This window comes from Methylocella silvestris BL2, assembly GCF_000021745.1.
GTDB classification, from domain to species: domain Bacteria; phylum Pseudomonadota; class Alphaproteobacteria; order Rhizobiales; family Beijerinckiaceae; genus Methylocapsa; species Methylocapsa silvestris.
The window spans coordinates 2,197,937-2,215,684 of sequence record NC_011666.1 but is presented as its reverse complement, the minus strand read 5'-3'; the positions used below and the strand labels follow the sequence as shown (position 1 = coordinate 2,215,684).

Genomic DNA, 17,748 nt, shown 5'->3' with positions numbered 1-17,748 from the left:
AGATGCAGCTGACGCTCTGGACCTATGAAGGTCCTCCTCATGTCGGCGCCATGCGCGTCGCCGCCGCGATGAAGGATGTGCATTACGTGCTGCACGCGCCGCAGGGCGACACCTATGCCGATCTGCTGTTCACCATGATCGAGCGGCGCGAGAGCCGCCCGCCGGTGACCTACACCACATTCGAGGCGCGCGACCTTGGCGGCGATACCGCCGCGCTGTTCCAGAGAACGGCGCAAGAGGCCTATGAGCGTTTCAAGCCGAAGGCGCTGCTTGTCGGCTCCTCATGCACGGCCGAACTCATCCAGGATGATCCGGGCGGGCTCGCCCGCGGGCTCGGCCTGCCGGTTCCGGTCATCCCGCTTGAGTTTTCCGCCTATCAGCGCAAGGAAAACTTCGGCGCTTCGCTCACCTTCTACAATCTCGTGCGCGCCTTCGCCAAGGCGCTCGCCACGCCGCGCGCGACGCGCTCGGCAGCAAGGCCAAGCTGCAATCTGCTCGGCGCAACCGCGCTCGGATTCAGGCATCGCGACGATATCCGTGAAGTGACCTTGCTGCTCGACCGGCTCGGCGTCGGGGTCAATATCTGCGCGCCGCTTGGCGCTTCGCCCGACGATCTCGCGCGCCTGCCGGAGGCCGATTTCAACATCGTGCTTTATCCCGAGGTTGCGCTCGAGGCGGCTGAATGGCTGAAGCGGACGCATCGCCAGCCTCTTGTCAAGACGCAGCCGATCGGAGTTGGCGCGACCCACGCCTTTATCGAGGAGGTGGCGCGCCTTGCTGGTCTCGATCCGCGCCCGCTTCTGGGACCAGCCGAGTCGCGCCTCGAATGGTATTCGCGCTCTGTCGATTCGACTTATCTGACCGGCAAGCGCGTGTTTATTTTCGGAGACGCCACCCATGCTATCGCGGCGGCGCGCGTCGCCTCGCGGGAGCTTGGATTTACGGTCGCAGGGCTGGGTTCCTACAGCCGCGAATTTGCCCGCGAGATGCGCGCGGCGGCGGCGCTCTATTCGCTCAACGCGCTGATCACCGACGACTATCTCGAAGTCGAGGCAGAGATCGAGAGACTGCAGCCGGAGCTGGTGCTCGGCACGCAGATGGAGCGCCATATCGCCAAGCGTCTTGGCATCCCCTGCGCGGTGATCTCCGCGCCGGTGCATGTGCAGGATTTTCCCGCGCGCCATTCGCCGCAAATGGTCTTTGAGGGCGCCAATGTGATCTTCGACAGCTGGGTCCATCCTTTGATGATGGGCCTTGAGGAACATCTGTTGACGATGTTTCGCGGAGACGAGGAATTTCACGATGAGGCTGCGCCATCCCATCTCGGCGTTGCGGTTGCGACTGCCCAGGCGACTCACACGCCCGCAATTTTGGCGTGGGACGCGGGCGCCGAACGCGAGCTGAAATCCATTCCCTTTTTTGTGCGCGGAAAGGCCCGGCGCAACACCGAGCGCTACGCGCAGGAGCGCGGTCTCCCGCTCATCACCATCGAGACGCTTTATGATGCAAAAGCGCACTACAGCCGCTGAGGTGGCCCCGATCAGGGTCGTCATCATCACGATGGACGCGCATATCGCGAGCGCGATCGATCGCGCTCGCCAAAGCCTGAAGCGCGATCTTCCAGGCCTTTCCCTCGTCGTTCACGCCGCCTGCGAGTGGTCGACCAACGAAAACGCGCTGGAGCGCGCCCGCGCCGCAATCGCCACGGGCGACGTGATCATCGCGACAATGCTGTTCATGGAGGAGCATTTCAAACCGATCCTGCCGGCCCTTCAGGCGCGGCGCGCCGAATGCGACGCCATGGTCTGCGCCATGTCGGCTGGCGAAGTCACGCGGCTGACGCGCATGGGCGGCTTCAGCATGGACGGTTCGCGCAAGGGGCCGCTTGCAATGCTGAAGCGGCTGCGCGGCAAGAGCGACGGGGCGACCGCCGGCGTACGGCAGATGCGAATGCTCCGCCGCCTCCCGAAAATCCTGCGCTTCATACCAGGCGCAGCCCAGGATGTGCGCGCCTATTTCCTGACCCTGCAATATTGGCTCGCGGGGTCGGAAGACAACATGGCCAATATGGTTCGCTTTCTCGTCTCCCGCTACGCCGACGGTCCGCGGAAATCCTTGCGCGGGGCGCTACAGATCGAGAATCCGAAAGATTATCCCGAAGTCGGCGTCTACCACCCCCGCATGAAGAACCGCGTCAGCGAGACTATCGAAGATCTGCCGCGCGGATTGGACGGACAGCCGACGATCGGCCTGTTGGTGATGCGCTCTTATGTGCTGGCCGGCAATACCGGCCATTATGACGGCGTGATTGCGGCCTGCGAGGCGAGGGGTCTTCGCGTCATCCCGGCCTTCGCAACGGGCCTCGACGCGCGGCCGGCCATCGAGCGCTATTTTCTTGGACCCGGCGCTCCACGCATCGACGTGCTGGTTTCGCTGATGGGCTTTTCCCTGGTCGGCGGCCCCGCCTATAACGACTCCCGCGCCGCCGAAGAAATTCTCGCTCGGCTTGATGTTCCCTATATCGCCGCGCATCCGCTGGAATTCCAGACAATCGAGCAATGGCGGGCGTCCGATCGCGGCCTGTCGCCGGTCGAAGCCACCGTCATGGTGGCGATCCCCGAACTCGACGGCGCCATTTGTCCGACGGTTTTCGGCGGCCGTTCCGAAGGCGCTGGGCATGCCTGCGAGGGCTGCGCCCGCCGCTGCGTATTTCCTCGATCGGAGGGCGCCCGCGACATGCATGTCTGCGCCGAGCGGGCCGAAATTCTCGCCGCCCGCGCCCTTCGGCTGGCACAGTTGCGGCGGACCACGCAGGCCCAGCGCAAGGTTGCCGTCGTCCTGTTCAATTTTCCGCCCAACGCCGGCAACATCGGGACTGCGGCCTTTCTCGCCGTCTTCGAATCGCTGAACAACACGCTTCTCGCCATGCAGCGCGCTGGCTACAGCGTCGAGCCGCCGCCAACCGTCGACGCCTTGCGCGAGGCGATCGTAAATGGCAATGCATCGCGCTTCGGCGCCGTCGCCAATGTGCACCGGCTGATCTCTGTCGATGACCATATCGACAATGAGCCCTGGCTCGCCGAGATCGAAGCGCAATGGGGCAGGGCGCCCGGACGCCAGCAAAGCGATGGGCGATCAATTTTCGTCCTCGGCGCCCAATTCGGCAATGTCTTCGTCGGCATCCAGCCGGCCTTCGGTTATGAGGGCGATCCGATGCGCCTTCTGTTCGAGAAGGGCTTTGCGCCGACACATGCTTTCAGCGCCTTCTACCGCTGGGTTCGGGAGGATTTCGGCGCCAACGCCATCGTGCATTTCGGCACCCACGGCGCGCTCGAATTTATGCCCGGCAAACAGACCGGACTGACCGACGCCTGTTGGCCGGAGCGGCTGCTCGGCGACGCGCCCAATCTCTATGTCTATGCGTCCAACAACCCGTCCGAGGGAACGCTGGCGCGGCGTCGCTCGGGCGCGACGCTGCTCAGCTACCTTACGCCGGCCATCGCCTATGCCGGGCTCTACCGCAACCTCATTGATCTCAAGGCGTCGATCGAGCGCTGGCGGCAAACGCCGGCGGCCGCAGCCGACGAGCGGGCGGAGCTTGCAAAACTGATCGAGCTTCAAGCCGCCGAGGTCGATCTGGCGCCCGCCGCCGGCGGGCCCGAACAGCGGATCATGAAGCTCGCGGAGGCGGTGCTCGAAATCGAATATGCGCTGATCCCGCATGGGCTGCATGTGATCGGCAAGGCGCCCTCGCGCGAGGAGCGCGCCGGGACGCTCGCGGCGATGGGCGAGGCCGCGCTTGGCGTCCGCCTTGTGCCCGCGGCGATCGAAGCGCTGATCGACGGCGCATCCGCGCGACAGGCTGCAGCTGCAGCAGGGCTTGCGCCGGACGAGGCGACGCTCGCCATGCTCGGCGGGCTTGCGACGGCCGATGCGCTGATGACCGAAGACCATGAGACGGCAGCGATCCTCGCCGCGCTCGACGGAAAATTCATACGGCCCGCGCCGGGCGGCGATCTGTTGCGCACGCCGGCCATTCTGCCGACCGGGCGCAATCTGCACGGCTTTGATCCGTTCCGCATCCCGAGCCGTTTTGCCATGCAGGACGGCGCGCGTCAGGCCGCCCGCCTGCTGGAGCGCCATGCAGCGGAAGGCAAACCCGCGCCGGAACTCGTCGCCCTGGTGCTCTGGGGCGCCGACAATTTGAAGACCGAGGGCAGCCCGATCGGCCACGCGCTGTGGCTGATGGGCGCGGCGCCCCGTTTCGACAGCTACGGCCGCCTCGTCGGCGCGAGCCTCACGCCCCTCGCAGAACTCGATCACCCGCGCATCGATGTGATGATTTCCATGTCGGGCATTTTCCGCGATCTGATGCCGCTGCAGATCAAGCTTCTCGCCGAGGCCGCCTACCTTGCGGCCGCCGCCGACGAACCGATTGAGCGCAATTTCGTGCGCAAGCATGCGCTCGCCTATATCGCGGCGAACGGCGGCGACCTTGAGACCGCCTCGCTGCGCGTGTTCGGCAACGCCGACGGCGCCTATGGCTCCAACGTCAATCTTCTCGTCGAAAGCGGGCGCTGGAGCGACGAAGACGAAATCGCCGAAACCTACACAAGGCGCAAGGGCTTCGCCTACGGCCGCAGCGGCGCGCCGCGTCAGCAGCTCGACCTTCTGAAGACCGTGCTCTCCGGCGTCGATCTCGCCTACCAGAACCTCGAATCCGTCGAGCTCGGCGTCACTACCATCGACACCTATTTCGATACGCTCGGGGGCGTCAGTCGCGCCATCAAGCGCGCCAAGGGCCCCGCAGCGGAGAGCGCGCCGGTCTATATCGGCGACGCGACGCGCGGCGAGGCCGTGGTGCGGACGCTCGAAGAGCAGGTGGCGCTCGAAACACGCACGCGCATCCTTAACCCGAAATGGCGCGAGGGCATGCTGAAGCATGGCTTTGAGGGCGTCCGCAACATCGAGGCGCATGTCGCCAACACCATAGGCTGGTCGGCGACGACGGGGCAGGTCGCGCCCTGGGTCTACCATCGGATGACCGAGACCTATCTGCTCGATCCGGAAATGCGCGAGCGGATGGCAAGGCTCAATCCCGCCGCCTCACTGAAAATCGCCCATCGCCTCATCGAGGCGCAGGAACGCAACTACTGGACGCCCGACGAGGAGACTCTCGCAGCGCTTCGCCGCTCTGGCGAGGAGCTTGAGGACAGGCTCGAAGGCATTGGATTGGACAAGGTCGCATGAATATACCTTTGAGAATTGGCGGATGCGCCTCGGGTCCGGGTTGTGGCGATGGCGAAGGCAGCGTCCAGGTCGCCACCGACCCCCTGCTGGCCATCGAAACAGCCAAGGTATTTGCCGTCTACGGCAAGGGCGGCATCGGCAAGAGCACGACCTCTTCCAACCTCTCGGCTGCCTTTTCAAAGCTGGGCAAGCGCGTGCTGCAGATCGGCTGCGATCCCAAGCATGATTCGACTTTCACGCTGACGAAGCGCTTCGTGCCGACCGTCATCGATGTTCTGGAATCGGTCAATTTCCACGCCGAGGAGCTGCGCGCCGAAGACTTCATCTTTGAAGGCTATAATGGCGTCATGTGCGTCGAGGCGGGAGGCCCGCCGGCCGGCGCCGGCTGCGGCGGCTATGTCGTCGGCCAGACAGTCAAGCTGCTCAAGGCGCATCACCTTCTCGAAGACACCGATGTGGTGATTTTCGATGTGCTCGGCGATGTCGTCTGCGGCGGTTTCGCCGCGCCGCTGCAATTTGCCGATCGAACGCTGATTGTCTGCGCCAATGATTTCGATTCGATCTTCGCGATGAACCGCATTGTCGCGGCGATCGCGTCAAAGGCGAAAAACTATAAGGTGCGGCTTGGCGGCGTTATCGCCAACCGCAGCGCCGAGCTTGACCAGATCGATAACTACAACAACCGCGTCGGCCTGAAAACCATGGCGCATTTTCGCGATCTCGACGCGATCCGCCGCAGCCGGCTGAAGAAATCCGTGATTTTTGAAATGGATCCGAGCCCCGAAATCCTCGCGGTGCAGGCCGAATACATGCATCTGGCCGAAACGCTTTGGGCAGGAACCGAGCCTCTCGACGCGATGCCTTTGAAGGATCGCGAGATTTTCGACCTGTTGGGATATGACTGATGGCTGGCCTTTCTTATCTCGAACGCCGCTCGGCGATTGAAACCTATTTCGACCGAACCGCCGTCGAGGCCTGGGCGCGCCTGACATCGGACGCCCCGCTCGGGCGCATTCGGGCGAGCGTACGCGCCGGGCGCGATTCGATGCGCCAGACGCTGTTGTCCTGGCTGCCCGACGATCTCTCCGGCCTGCGGCTGCTTGACGCCGGCTGTGGCTCTGGCGCGTTCGCCGTCGAGGCGGCGCGGCGCGGCGCCACAGTCGTCGCGATTGATCTGTCGCCGACGCTGATCGAGCTGGCGCGCGAGCGCACGCCGCAGGGTCTTGGCCGCGGCAAGGTGGAATTCATCGCCGGCGATATGCTCGATCCACACCTGGGCGCATTTGATCATGTGGTCGGCATGGATTGCCTCATCCATTATCCTCAGGCGCAAATGGTGCAGGCGCTGGGAGAGCTCGGCGCCCGGACCCGCGCGTCAATGCTTTTTACCTTTGCGCCGAGGACGCCGGCGCTGGCGATCATGCACGCGGTCGGGCGGCTGTTCCCGCGCAAAGATCGCGCGCCCGCAATATCGCCCCTCGCGGAGACCGCCCTGCGGCGCGTGATCGCGGCCGACCCAGGACTCGCCGATTGGCGCGCGGGGCGCACCCAAAGAGTGACCAACGGTTTCTATGTCTCGCAAGCCCAGGAGCTTCGCCGGACATGACGAAGCTGAACGAAAAGCTCGCGCGCAACTGGAAGCGGCTCAGCCCGAGCCTTCTCCCCTTCGCCGACGCAGCCACTGTGGAGTTGCCGCTTGGCCAGCTGTTGCGGCTTTCGCTGTTTCAAGTCAGCGTCGGCGTTTCCATTGTTCTGCTGGTCGGCACGTTGAACCGCGTCATGATCGTCGAGCTTGGCGTTCCGGCCTGGCTCGTCGCGCTGATGGTTTCGCTGCCTCTGGTTTTCGCTCCGTTTCGCGCCCTCGTCGGCTTCCGCTCCGACGCCCATCGTTCCGCGCTCGGATGGCGCAGGGTGCCTTATCTCTGGCTCGGGACGCTCATCCAGTTCGGCGGGCTGGCGATCATGCCCTTCGCCTTGATTGTTCTTTCCGGCGATTCCAATGGACCCGTCTGGGTCGGCCACGTCGCGGCGGCGCTCGCCTTTCTTCTGGTTGGCGCGGGCCTGCATACAACGCAGACGGTGGGGCTCGCGCTTGCGACAGATCTGGCTCCGGCCCACGCGCGTCCGCGCGTCGTCGCCCTGCTTTGCATGATGCTTCTCGTTGGCATGCTTGCGAGCGCCCTCGCGTTCGGAGCGCTTCTCGCCAACTTCAGCGAACTTCGCCTGATCAGGGTGGTTCAGGGCGCCGCCGTCTTGACCATGGGCCTCAACATGATCGCCTTGTGGAAGCAGGAGCCGCGCCGGGCGCTTCAGCCGCTCATCATGCCGCGCCCGTCCTTCGCCGCCTCCTGGAACGCCTACCTGCGCCAGAGCGAGCGCGCCAAACGCCGGCTCCTTGTGATCGCGCTTGGCACGGCGGCGTTCAGCATGGAGGACATTCTGCTTGAACCGTATGGCGGGCAGGTGCTGCACTTGCCGGTTGGCGCGACGACCGCGCTGACCGCGATGCTGGCGATCGGAAGCATTTGCGGCCTTTGGCTCGCCGCGCGGCTTCTTGGCGGGGGCGCCGATCCGCACCGCGTGTCGGCCTATGGGCTGCTCGCGGGGCTCGCCGCCTTCAGCGCTGTGATCTTCGCCGCCCCGCTCGACTCCGCCCGCCTGTTCGGCGTGGGAACAGTGCTGATCGGCTTCGGCGCCGGACTGTTCGCCCATGGCACGCTGACCGCGACAATGAACCAGGCCAGGCGCGACGCCGCCGGAATGGCGCTCGGCGCCTGGGGGGCGGCGCAGGCGAGCGCCGCCGGGCTCGCGATCGCGCTCGGAGGCGCCATCGCCGACGGGGTATCGACGTTCGCCGCGCAAGGAGCGTTCGGGCCGACTGTCGCCGGTCCGGCCACGGGTTACATAGCCGTTTATATGATCGAGCTCATGCTGATGTTCGTGACCCTTGTCGCAATCGGCCCTCTCGTGCGCCACGACGCACGAGAGGGCGGTGCGGCAGGCGCATTCGAGCTCGGCAAGAGTGCTGGTTGACCTCACGGATTTGGAGGATCGTCCATGAATGCCGGATCCATCACAAGCAACATCGACGTCGCTCAGGTCGTGCTTTACACGTTCTGGATCTTTTTCGCGCTTTTAATCCTGTATTTGCGGGGCGAGGACAAGCGCGAGGGATATCCGCTCGTCGAGGGCCCCCGTAACGCCACGAGCGACGGCGTGACTCCGCTGCCGCGGCCGAAAATCTTCCGCCTCGCGGACGGCAACAGCATGTCGGCGCCGAGCAGCGCGGCGAACCAGCCCGAGTTCTCGGCGCGGCCCGCCGCGGTCTGGCCGGGAGCGCCTCTGCTGCCCAACGGCGATCCGATGGGCGGCGGCGTCGGGCCGGGATCCTACGCGCTGAGGCGCGACATTCCCGATGTGACCATCAATGGCGAGCCCCGGATCGTTCCGCTCCGCGTGGATCCGTCCTTCGGACTTGACAGCCGCGATCCTGATCCTCGCGGCATGACCGTGATCGGCGCCGACCGCGCCGCCGCTGGAACCGTGGGCGACATATGGGTCGATCGCTCCGAGGTGGTCATTCGCTACCTTGAAGTTGATGTCGGCGCCGGGAGCGTTCTGCTGCCGATGGGCCTCGCGCGCATCGACCGCCGGGCGCGAAAAGTCCGGGTCGACGCCATCCTGGCGTCCCAGTTCGCCAATGTTCCGGGTCATCGCAACCCGGATCAGGTGACCTTGCTCGAAGAAGACAAGATCTATGGCTATTACGGCGGCGGCAAGCTCTACGCCACGCCCCAGCGCGCGGAGCCGTTCGCATGATCCAGGATGATTTCGAGTTCGAACCCATCCGCGGCCTGCCGCAGCCCCTGCCGGACGGCGAGAAGTTGCTCTGGCAGGGCGCTCCCGACTGGGGACGATTGACGCGCAGCGTATTCCATGTGCGCGCTGTCGCTGTTTATTTCGCGCTTCTTCTTGCGTGGGGCGTCGGCTCCGCGGCGGCGGACGGCCTTGGACTGCGGGGCGCCGCGCAATCCTTCCTTTGGCTCGTCTCACTCGCAATGTTGTCCTGCGGGATGCTGACGCTGATCGCCTGGCTTACGGCGAAAACAACGGTCTATTCGATCACCAGCAAACGGATCGTCATGCGCATCGGCGTCGCGTTGCCGATCACCATCAACTTCCCCTTCACAATCGTCGACTCCGCCGCGCTCAAGGCGGATGCGGAGGGTTTTGGCGACATTGCGCTGGCCCTGTCCGGAACAGACAAATTCGCCTATCTCATTCTTTGGCCGCATGCGCGGCCGTGGCGCTGGGCGAAGCCCGAGCCGATGCTGCGCGCCGTGCCGCAGGCCGCCCGCGTTTCCGCCATTCTCGCCGGAGCGCTCACTAGCTTCTCCTCAGCAACCAAGCGTTCGGCGCCTGGCCTCAAGGTCTATGAGGGCTCTCGTCCCAACAGGGACGCCTGCGGCTGCGCCGATCAGGATAGCGCGGCGATGCAGGAAAAAGCGTCATGAACCAGTTTGTCGGCTATCGCCCGTTTCCCCGTCTGCCGCTTTTTGCAGCCGGCGGCCTGGTTGTTTTCGCGCTTCTCCTGGTCTCGATCGGTCGGCTGACAGGCGCTGGCGTCTATCACGCGCCGGCGCCCGCTGCAGGCATTTCGCGCGATTTGCGCTTCGAAGATCGCGCCGACGGATCAGTCGCCGTGTTCGACGCCAGCAACAACACTGAGGTTACCGTGCTTTCGGCAGGCGCCAACGGCTTCATCCGGGGGGTGCTTCGCTCCTTCGCGAGAGAGCGCCGCGCCGACGATGCGGCGATCACCACGGCGACCGCCGGGCCGCCCTTCCGCCTACAACTTGGCGAAGATAGCGCACTGTCGATCGAGGATCGCGCGACGGGACGCGTGGTCGAGCTCAACGCATTCGGCGAGACCAATTCGGGAGCTTTCGCGAAGCTTCTGACGGAGAAAGGAAGCGCGCCATGAACGCGGATTGGCTGCTTGGCCGCAGGCGCTTTGAAGCGCCCTGCGCGATCGAAATAGAGCATAGTTTCGACAGTCTGCACGCCCATGTGACCCTCGATGGCGACGCGATCATCGGACCCGGCGCCGAGGTCATCGTGCATGGCGAGGCGATCGAGGCGCCGTTCGGCTCGCGTCTCGTCCTGCGTCGGCGCGCGACAATCGTTCAGCCCGGCTGGTTCGACAGGATCGCGACGCGCATCAAGTCGCAATTCGAACTCACCCAACTCTTCGACGTCAGCTTTTCCTCATGGAGGGCGCTATGACCGCAGACCGCAAGAGCGCGCCGAACGAAACGACCGCCATGGCGACGGCCGACACCGTGCTCAGCCCACGATTCTACACAACCGACTTCGCCGAAATCGATCGCATCGACGTCGGCCCGGTGCGCACCGAATGGGACGCCCTGATTGACGAAATGGCGCGCGATCCCAACCAGGGCCATTTCGTCCGCACCGACGAATTCGATACCGATCTGTCGCATCTGCCGGAAGCGCTGCGCAAGGAGTTTGTGGATTTTCTCGTGAGCTCCGTGACGGCGGAATTTTCTGGCTGTGTGCTCTACGCTGAATTGCGCAAGCGCGCGAGCAATCCCGACATTCGCGCGCTGTTCGGATATATGAGCCGGGATGAGGCGCGCCACGCCGGCTTCATCAACGCCACTTTGAAGGACCTCAAGATCGGGGTCGATCTCGGCTTTCTGACGAAAGCCAAGAAATACACCTTCTTCAAGCCCAAGTTCATCTTCTACGCGACTTATCTTTCGGAGAAGATCGGCTACGCGCGCTATATCACCATCTTTCGGCAGCTGGAGCGCTACCCCGAGCGGCGCATTCATCCGATTTTCAAATGGTTCGATAAATGGTGCAATGACGAATTCCGGCACGGCGAGGCTTTTGCGCTGCTGATGCGCGCGAATCCGAAGCTGCTGAGCGGCATGAACGTCTACTGGGTGAAATTCTTCCTGATCGCTGTCTTCGCAACAATGTATGTGCGCGACCATGCAAGGCCGGAATTTCACAAGGCTCTCGGGCTGACCCCGGACGAGTATGATTTTGCCGTCTTCAGGATCACGTCCGAAATTTCCCGCCAGACCTTTCCGCTCGCGCTCGATCTCGACAATCCCGCCTTCCACGCCGGGCTGGATCGCCTGCGGCGCATCGGCGAGGCGATGACGCGCGCCGAGAAGCGCGGCGGCGTTCTGGGCCGGATGCAAAAACTGTCCCTGACCGGCGCGGCCGGCCTGGCGTTCGTGCGGCTCTATCTCGTGCCGGCGATACGCAACGACATGCCGGCGAACATCCGCCTGTCCCCCGTGTGGTAGCCGGAGCGGCGCAATGAGCGATTACGGCCTGCCCATTCTGTATTGCCTGTTCGTCTGGTGGTTCAGCACAGGCCTTGTGATCTATGTCAATGGCCTGCCATCGCATACATTTCGCTGGAGCCTGCTGGCTGCAACGGCGCTCATGGGCCTGTCCTTCTACGGACTGGCGAGAAGCAGCGCTGATACGACGATCGGCGGCGCCTATCTCGCCTTCAGCTGCGCCCTGATGATCTGGGCATGGCATGAGATGAGCTTTCTCATGGGGGTCGTGACCGGCCCCCGCCGCACCCCCTGCCCGGAAGGCGCCGCAGGTTTTCAGCGCTTCCGCTTTTCGTTTGAGGCCGTCCTCTATCATGAGCTGGCGATTCTCGTCACCGCACTATGTGTGGTCGCGGCAACCGCCGGCGGGCCCAATCAAATCGGCGCCGCGACCTTTATGATCCTGTGGGTGATGCGGCTCAGCGCCAAACTCAACATATTTTTTGGCGTGCTCAATTTGACGGAAAACTTCCTGCCAGCGCCGATTCAATATCTGAAAAGCTACTTCAAGAAGTCGCCGATGAATCTGCTGTTCCCGGTTTCGGTCACGGCGTCTACAGTAGCAGCTGTTCTCCTTGCGCAGCATGCGATTGCGCCGGGCGCGCCCGATTTCCAGCGGGCGGGCTATGCTTTTCTTGCCAGCCTGATGATTCTTGCGATCGTGGAGCATTGGTTCCTGGTTTTGCCGCTTCCCGCCGAAAAGCTATGGAGCTGGAGCCTCAAAGCGCGCCGGACCGAGAGAAAATCTGCGCCGGGCCCGGCGCAAGACGCGCGGATTCAAGCCCTGGTCCTCGAACCACTCGCCGGCGCAGGCGAATAAGGCTTCGCAGATCCAGCGCCTGGCGCAGGCCCGCCGACCCTTTTCAATCTTTGCGCCGCCCTCTTCTCGCGCGAATTTTTCGCTCTGTCCGATCGCTCTCATTTTTCGCTTCGCCTCGCGAAGAAATGTGAGGCCGCACGCTCTTGGTCGGGCAGCGCCGCCGGCGCATGAGGACCCTTTTGGTGTCAATATAAGTTGACACAAAGAAATGACAAGATAGACTTACAACTGAGAAACGGGGGCGGCATTCGCGCTTGCCGTGCTGCCATGAGACCAGCTCCTAAGGGTAGCCGATCATGAACTACGAACAAGGCTTCCAGGTCCGGATCGACGCCCTGCATGCGGAGGGGCGATACCGCGTCTTCGCCGACATCATCCGCCAGCGCGGAGCCTTTCCCAAAGCCGAGCATTTACGGGGCGGCGCGCATCGCAGCGTGACGGTCTGGTGCTCCAATGATTACCTCGGCATGGGGCAGCATCCCGTCGTGCTCGCGGCGATGCATGAGGCCCTCGATACGGCCGGCGCAGGATCGGGCGGAACGCGGAATATTTCCGGCACCACCCATTATCACGTCGAACTCGAGGCCGAGCTGGCTGACCTGCATGGCAAGGAATCCGCCTTGTTGTTTACGTCCGCCTATGTCGCCAATGATGCCGCGATCGCGACGTTGGTCAAATTGCTCCCGGGCTGCGTCATTTTTTCCGACGAGAAAAATCACGCGTCTCTGATTGCGGGGATTCGTCACGGCGGCGGCCAGAAGGAAATCTGGCGCCACAACAACATCAAGGATCTTGAGGCCAAACTCAGCAAATATCCAAGGCACGCGCCGAAATTGATTGTCTTTGAAAGCGTCTATTCGATGGACGGCCATATTGCGCCGATTGCGGAGGTCTGCGCGCTGGCGAAGAAATATAACGCGCTGACCTACCTCGACGAGGTTCATGGCGTCGGCCTCTATGGCGCGCGTGGCGCCGGCGTCGCCGAGCGCGACGGCGCGATGGATCAGGTCGACATCATAAATGGCACGCTCGCCAAGGGCTTCGGCGTGATGGGCGGCTACATCGCGGGCAGCCGCGCCTGCTGCGACGCAATCCGCTCCTATGCGGCGGGCTTCATCTTCACGACCTCGCTCGCGCCCGTCATCGCCGCCGGCGCGAGGGCCAGCATCCGCCACCTGAAAGCCAGCAGCGCCGAGCGCGTACTTCACCAGCAGCGCGCGATCACATTGAAGCAGCGCCTCACCGACGCCGGCTTGCCGGTCATGAGAAGCCAAAGCCACATCGTGCCGGTGATCGTCGGCGATCCGGTGCACTGCAAGGCGATCACCGATCTGTTGCTCGACGATTATGCGATCTATGTGCAGCCGATCAACTACCCGACCGTCGCGCGCGGTTCGGAGCGCATAAGGCTGACGCCGTCGCCGGTGCATACGGACGCCCAGATGGACTATCTCGTCGACACGCTGTCACATCTCTGGTCGCGGTGTCCGATGTCGCAGGCGATGGCGATTGCCGCGCAATAAGCGGCGCGCGCATTATCGCACGAAAGCCGCGGCTGGCGGAATCAGGCGGTCGAGCACTTTCGCCGAACAGAGCACTCCGGGAATTCCGGCGCCTGGATGCGTTCCCGCGCCGACAAGATAAAGATTTGCGACCCCCTCGGCTCGATTGTGAAAGCGAAACCAGGCGGACTGCGAAAACAGCGGCGCGATCGAGAACCCTGTCCCGGCGAAGCTCAGATAGCGCGAAGCGAAGTCCTCCGGCGTCATGAAGAAATCAGCTGTCATAACCTCCCCGAGGCCGGGCAGCAGAGTCGCGCCGAGCGCCTTGACGATGCGCGCCTGAAGCCGCGGCCCTTCAACCGCCCAGTCAATCTTGCCCAGAAGATTGGGAACCGGACACAGAACGTAAAAGCTGTCGCATCCGGGCGGCGCAAAGCTTTCATCCGTCGCCGTCGGCCGATGCACATAGAGCGAAAAATCCTCCGGCAGGATGCGTCGTTGAAAAATGTCGGCGAGCAGCTCCCTGTAGCGTGCCCCGAGCCAGATTGTATGGTGCGCCACATCCTTGTATTGTCGCCGCGTCCCGAAATAGAGAACGAACAGGCCCATCGAAAGCTTCGCGTGCTTCTTCAGGCGAACCGACAGCGGCTGCGCTGATTCGTCGATCATTTTACGATAAAGATACATAGGGTCGGCATTGGAGACGACGATGTCGGACGCGATGATTTCGCCGCTCGAAAGCCTCACCCCGCGGGCTGCGCCGTTTTCGATCAGCACGCGCTCGACGGTGGAATTGAGGCGGATGTCGACGCCCTGATCCGCCATCAGCTTCGCTAGGGCTGCGATGATCGCGCCGGCGCCGCCTTTTGCGAACAGGACGCCCCACTGGCGTTCGAGATAATGAATAAGGCTGTAAATGCTTGTCGTCTCGAACGGGTCGCCGCCAAGAAGCAGAGGCTGAATGGAAAATGCCTGTCGCAGCTTGGGGTTCGTCAGATAATGCGAGACCATGCCCCATACCGTCTTGTAGGCCCGCAGCTGGGCAAGAGCTGCGCCCTGCCGCAACATGGTCGGGAGTTCGTGAAACGGCTGGTCGGAAAGAGCGGTAAACGCCGTGTCGAACATCCGCCGGGAATGCTCGAGCAAATTCATATAGCCTGCCACATCCGAAGGTTCTATGCGCTGGATCTCGGCAAGCGTGTCTTCGACGCTGCCGCCATAATCGAAGACGTCGCCATCGGCGAATCGGAATCTGTACCAGGGCGAGAGCGGGATGAATTCGACAAAGTCTTCGCGGCGCTTGCCGAAAAGCGCGAACAATTCATCGATCAGGAAGGGGGCGGTGATGACGGTCGGTCCGGCGTCGTGGCGAAAGCCCTCACGTTCAAACACCTGCGCGCGGCCGCCGAGCATCGGGGCGCGATCGAACAGGACAACCCGCCAGCCCCTGGCGCGCAGCCGCAGCGCGGCGGCGATCCCGCCAAATCCGCCGCCAATAACGATGGCCGAGGGACAGTCGTTCATGTCATCGTCTTCGCCTGCATCGCGTTCTAGTCATTGCAGCTAGCATGCTAGCAAAGGAACGAAGCGGATGCGACAAGGTTGAAGCAAAATAATGAGGCCGGCGCAACGCGTTCCGGCGAAGGATCTTCGACATGCGCTATGTGATCGCTTATGCGTCGACCGCCGTTGTATTTCTCGGGATTGATTTCGTCTGGCTAAGCTTTATGGGCGACAGGCTCTACAGGGCTACGCTTCAGGACGTTTTGCGGGCTGGCTTCGACCTGCCGCCGGCGCTCACCTTCTACGCTCTTTTCGTCGTCGGCGTTGTGATCTTCGCTGTGCTGCCGGCGCTGGCCAGCGGGCGCGTCTCCACCGCGATCCTCTACGGCGCCTTGTTCGGCTTTTTTTGTTATGCAACCTATGATCTGACCAGCCAGGCGACGATCCGCAACTGGACATGGACGCTTAGCCTCGTTGATATGTCATGGGGCGCGGTTTTGACGGCGGCCGCCGCCTCCGCCGGATTTCACGTCACGCGCGCGCTGCATGGCTAGACGGATTTCGGCGGCCACGGGAAAAATGCGCTCGTGCGGTCGCGGTAGGCTCGAAACGCCGCGCCGCGGCTCTCCAGCATGTGTTTTTCCAGAGGCGGCAGTCCCGATACGTGAACAAGCAGCCAATACATCGCCGCGGGCGCCGTCAAGGCGAACCAGCCCCACAGATAGGAGCCAGAAAAATCGATGGCGATGATTGGATAGGCGAGCCAACCGAGCCATTCGAAAAAATAATTCGGATGCCGCGACCAGCGCCAGAGTCCGATATCGCAGATGCGACCTTGATTGGCCGGATCGCGCCCGAAATTCCGCACGGCGCGATCGGCCGCGCCCTCTCCGATGACGGCGATGACAAGCAGCAGCGCGCCGGCGTAATCCCTCGGATCAAGGCCGGGCCGTGGATTGGCGGCGGCGGCCCAGACGCTCAACGCGAGGAAGACGGCGAAAAAGGCCTGTGTTTGCAGAAACCAGAACATCTTGCGCGCCGCCGCCTCGCCCCATTCGCGCCGCAAGGCGGCATAACGCGGATCGTCCGGCCCCTTTATGGCGCGCCGCGCGATATGGACGCAAAGCCGCGCCGCCCAGAAAAACACCATGACCGCGACGAGAAGCCCCCGCGCCGGCGGGCCCTCGCCGGAGGCCAACGCCGCAAGGGCGAATATGGCGCCCGAAACGCCGACGCCAAACGTCCAGAACGCGTCGGCCCATCCTGACTTGCCTGTGACGCGCTGCGCCGCCGCGGCAAATCCCATGATAGCGCAATTGAGAAGAGCGACGCATAATAGGATGAACACGATGCGAGTCACGGCTGATCCGATGTTGGGGGGCAGCGCCGTGCGACGAAGCCGGCGATATCGTCAAGCACAGGCGCCAGAAAACGCAGAGGCCAGGCGAGCGCCGCCAGTATGCCGCGATGCGACAAGCCAGGATAAACGATCGTTTGTACGCCGCCGCCGGATTGGCGAATTTTATTTACGAGCCGGCTTGTGTTGGCGGGATCGACAGCGTCGTCATTATCGCCGGTCGCCAGCAGCATGAATGGCCGCTTGCCTGTCACATAGGCCATCGGCTGCGTCTGCGGCCAGCTTTCAGGCGGTCCGAAAATGGCTTTGAGCGATGGGCTTCGCAAAGGAAGAAAATCATAAGGGCCGGCAAGCCCGATGGCCGCCGCTATATCGCTCGCAGGATCGAGTCCGACGCCGCCGAGCCAACGCACATCGAGGCTAAGCATGGCCGCAATGTAGGCGCCCGCGGAATGGCCGAGAAGCACGACACGCGCCGGATCTCCGCCAAACCCCCGCGCATGGTCCTTCGCCCATGCGACAGCCATCGCGGCGTCCTCGAGAAAGACCGGATAACGCACAGCCGGGTAGAGCCCATAGTTCAGCGTGATCGCGACAAAGCCTCGCCCGACAAGCCCGCCCATGACGAACCGGTCGTCCTCCTTCGCGCCGGTCTCCCAGCCGCCGCCGTGCAGAAAGATCACCACCGGCGCCGATGACGCTGCAGCTGGAGCGTAGACGTCGAGACGGTGGCGCGGCTCCACGCCGTAGGCGACGTCGAGCGCGACCGCTTTCGCGCCCGACACGAATGGTAAATTGAGGAAATTAAGGCCAAGGCGCTCGTCCAGACGAAACATTCAAAAGCTCGGACGCTAGAGCGCGCGGTGTCGCCGGAATACGCCGGATACGGGCGATAAGTTCCCTCGATGCGTCCTGAAAATCATTTCTTTTCGG

At 63.3% G+C, this 17,748-nt stretch carries 16 protein-coding genes; 13 read left to right on the top strand and 3 right to left on the bottom strand.

Features of this window, described 5'->3' with window-relative positions:
- Positions 1-2 precede the first annotated feature (2 nt).
- From bchB to hemA, 12 genes are all read left to right on the top strand, one after another.
- Positions 3-1,529 (top strand): ferredoxin:protochlorophyllide reductase (ATP-dependent) subunit B, encoded by a 1,527-nt coding sequence (gene bchB, locus MSIL_RS10425; protein WP_012591051.1) that lies wholly within the window; start codon positions 3-5, stop codon positions 1,527-1,529.
- Complete coding sequence (locus MSIL_RS10420) at positions 1,504-5,250, top strand: magnesium chelatase subunit H (protein ID WP_041368937.1); 3,747 nt, start codon at positions 1,504-1,506, stop codon at positions 5,248-5,250. Before bchB ends, MSIL_RS10420 begins: the two co-directional genes overlap by 26 nt.
- Entirely contained in the window at positions 5,247-6,155 is a 909-nt protein-coding gene (gene bchL / locus MSIL_RS10415) for a ferredoxin:protochlorophyllide reductase (ATP-dependent) iron-sulfur ATP-binding protein (RefSeq protein ID WP_012591049.1), read from the top strand. Before MSIL_RS10420 ends, bchL begins: the two co-directional genes overlap by 4 nt.
- On the top strand, positions 6,155-6,856 hold the full coding sequence (gene bchM, locus MSIL_RS10410; RefSeq protein WP_012591048.1) for a magnesium protoporphyrin IX methyltransferase: 702 nt from the start codon (positions 6,155-6,157) through the stop codon (positions 6,854-6,856). The genes bchL and bchM overlap by 1 nt, the downstream gene beginning before the upstream one ends.
- Positions 6,853-8,283 carry an MFS transporter gene (locus tag MSIL_RS10405; RefSeq protein ID WP_012591047.1) on the top strand — a complete coding sequence of 477 codons (1,431 nt, stop codon included), beginning with the start codon at positions 6,853-6,855 and terminating at the stop codon, positions 8,281-8,283. The genes bchM and MSIL_RS10405 overlap by 4 nt, the downstream gene beginning before the upstream one ends.
- A gap of 24 nt (positions 8,284-8,307) precedes the next feature.
- The gene (gene puhA, locus MSIL_RS10400; RefSeq protein ID WP_012591046.1) at positions 8,308-9,069 is read left to right on the top strand and encodes a photosynthetic reaction center subunit H; all 762 of its coding nucleotides are present in this window, start codon (positions 8,308-8,310) and stop codon (positions 9,067-9,069) included.
- The gene (gene puhB, locus MSIL_RS10395; RefSeq protein WP_012591045.1) at positions 9,066-9,764 is read left to right on the top strand and encodes a photosynthetic complex putative assembly protein PuhB; all 699 of its coding nucleotides are present in this window, start codon (positions 9,066-9,068) and stop codon (positions 9,762-9,764) included. The genes puhA and puhB overlap by 4 nt, the downstream gene beginning before the upstream one ends.
- Entirely contained in the window at positions 9,761-10,234 is a 474-nt protein-coding gene (puhC, locus tag MSIL_RS10390; RefSeq protein WP_012591044.1) for a photosynthetic complex assembly protein PuhC, read from the top strand. The genes puhB and puhC overlap by 4 nt, the downstream gene beginning before the upstream one ends.
- The gene (locus MSIL_RS10385) at positions 10,231-10,536 is read left to right on the top strand and encodes a hypothetical protein (protein ID WP_012591043.1); all 306 of its coding nucleotides are present in this window, start codon (positions 10,231-10,233) and stop codon (positions 10,534-10,536) included. The genes puhC and MSIL_RS10385 overlap by 4 nt, the downstream gene beginning before the upstream one ends.
- The gene (gene acsF, locus MSIL_RS10380) at positions 10,533-11,594 is read left to right on the top strand and encodes a magnesium-protoporphyrin IX monomethyl ester (oxidative) cyclase (RefSeq protein WP_012591042.1); all 1,062 of its coding nucleotides are present in this window, start codon (positions 10,533-10,535) and stop codon (positions 11,592-11,594) included. The genes MSIL_RS10385 and acsF overlap by 4 nt, the downstream gene beginning before the upstream one ends.
- Before the next feature lie 13 nt (positions 11,595-11,607).
- Positions 11,608-12,453: a putative photosynthetic complex assembly protein PuhE gene (puhE, locus tag MSIL_RS10375; RefSeq protein WP_012591041.1), complete on the top strand. Its 846-nt coding sequence runs from the start codon at positions 11,608-11,610 to the stop codon at positions 12,451-12,453.
- Between the two features lie 296 nt (positions 12,454-12,749).
- On the top strand, positions 12,750-13,976 hold the full coding sequence (gene hemA / locus MSIL_RS10370; protein WP_012591040.1) for a 5-aminolevulinate synthase: 1,227 nt from the start codon (positions 12,750-12,752) through the stop codon (positions 13,974-13,976).
- Between the two features lie 12 nt (positions 13,977-13,988).
- On the opposite strand, the gene crtI is transcribed toward hemA, so the two are convergent.
- Positions 13,989-15,479, bottom strand: coding sequence for a phytoene desaturase family protein (gene crtI / locus MSIL_RS10365; RefSeq protein ID WP_012591039.1), 1,491 nt, complete (start codon positions 15,477-15,479; stop codon positions 13,989-13,991).
- Positions 15,480-15,610: 131 nt separating this feature from the next.
- On the opposite strand from crtI, the gene MSIL_RS10360 reads away from it, so the two are divergent.
- On the top strand, positions 15,611-16,012 hold the full coding sequence (locus tag MSIL_RS10360) for a DUF2177 family protein (RefSeq protein ID WP_012591038.1): 402 nt from the start codon (positions 15,611-15,613) through the stop codon (positions 16,010-16,012).
- Here the strand turns inward: MSIL_RS10360 and MSIL_RS10355 are convergent.
- Together MSIL_RS10355 and MSIL_RS10350 are read right to left on the bottom strand one after the other, a co-directional pair.
- A complete protein-coding gene (locus MSIL_RS10355) occupies positions 16,009-16,818 on the bottom strand; it encodes a DUF1295 domain-containing protein (RefSeq protein ID WP_012591037.1) in 810 nt (269 codons plus the stop codon). The two genes, MSIL_RS10360 and MSIL_RS10355, sit on opposite strands and share 4 nt — an antisense overlap.
- Positions 16,815-17,651: an alpha/beta hydrolase gene (locus tag MSIL_RS10350; RefSeq protein WP_012591036.1), complete on the bottom strand. Its 837-nt coding sequence runs from the start codon at positions 17,649-17,651 to the stop codon at positions 16,815-16,817. The genes MSIL_RS10355 and MSIL_RS10350 overlap by 4 nt, the downstream gene beginning before the upstream one ends.
- Positions 17,652-17,748: the final 97 nt, after the last annotated feature.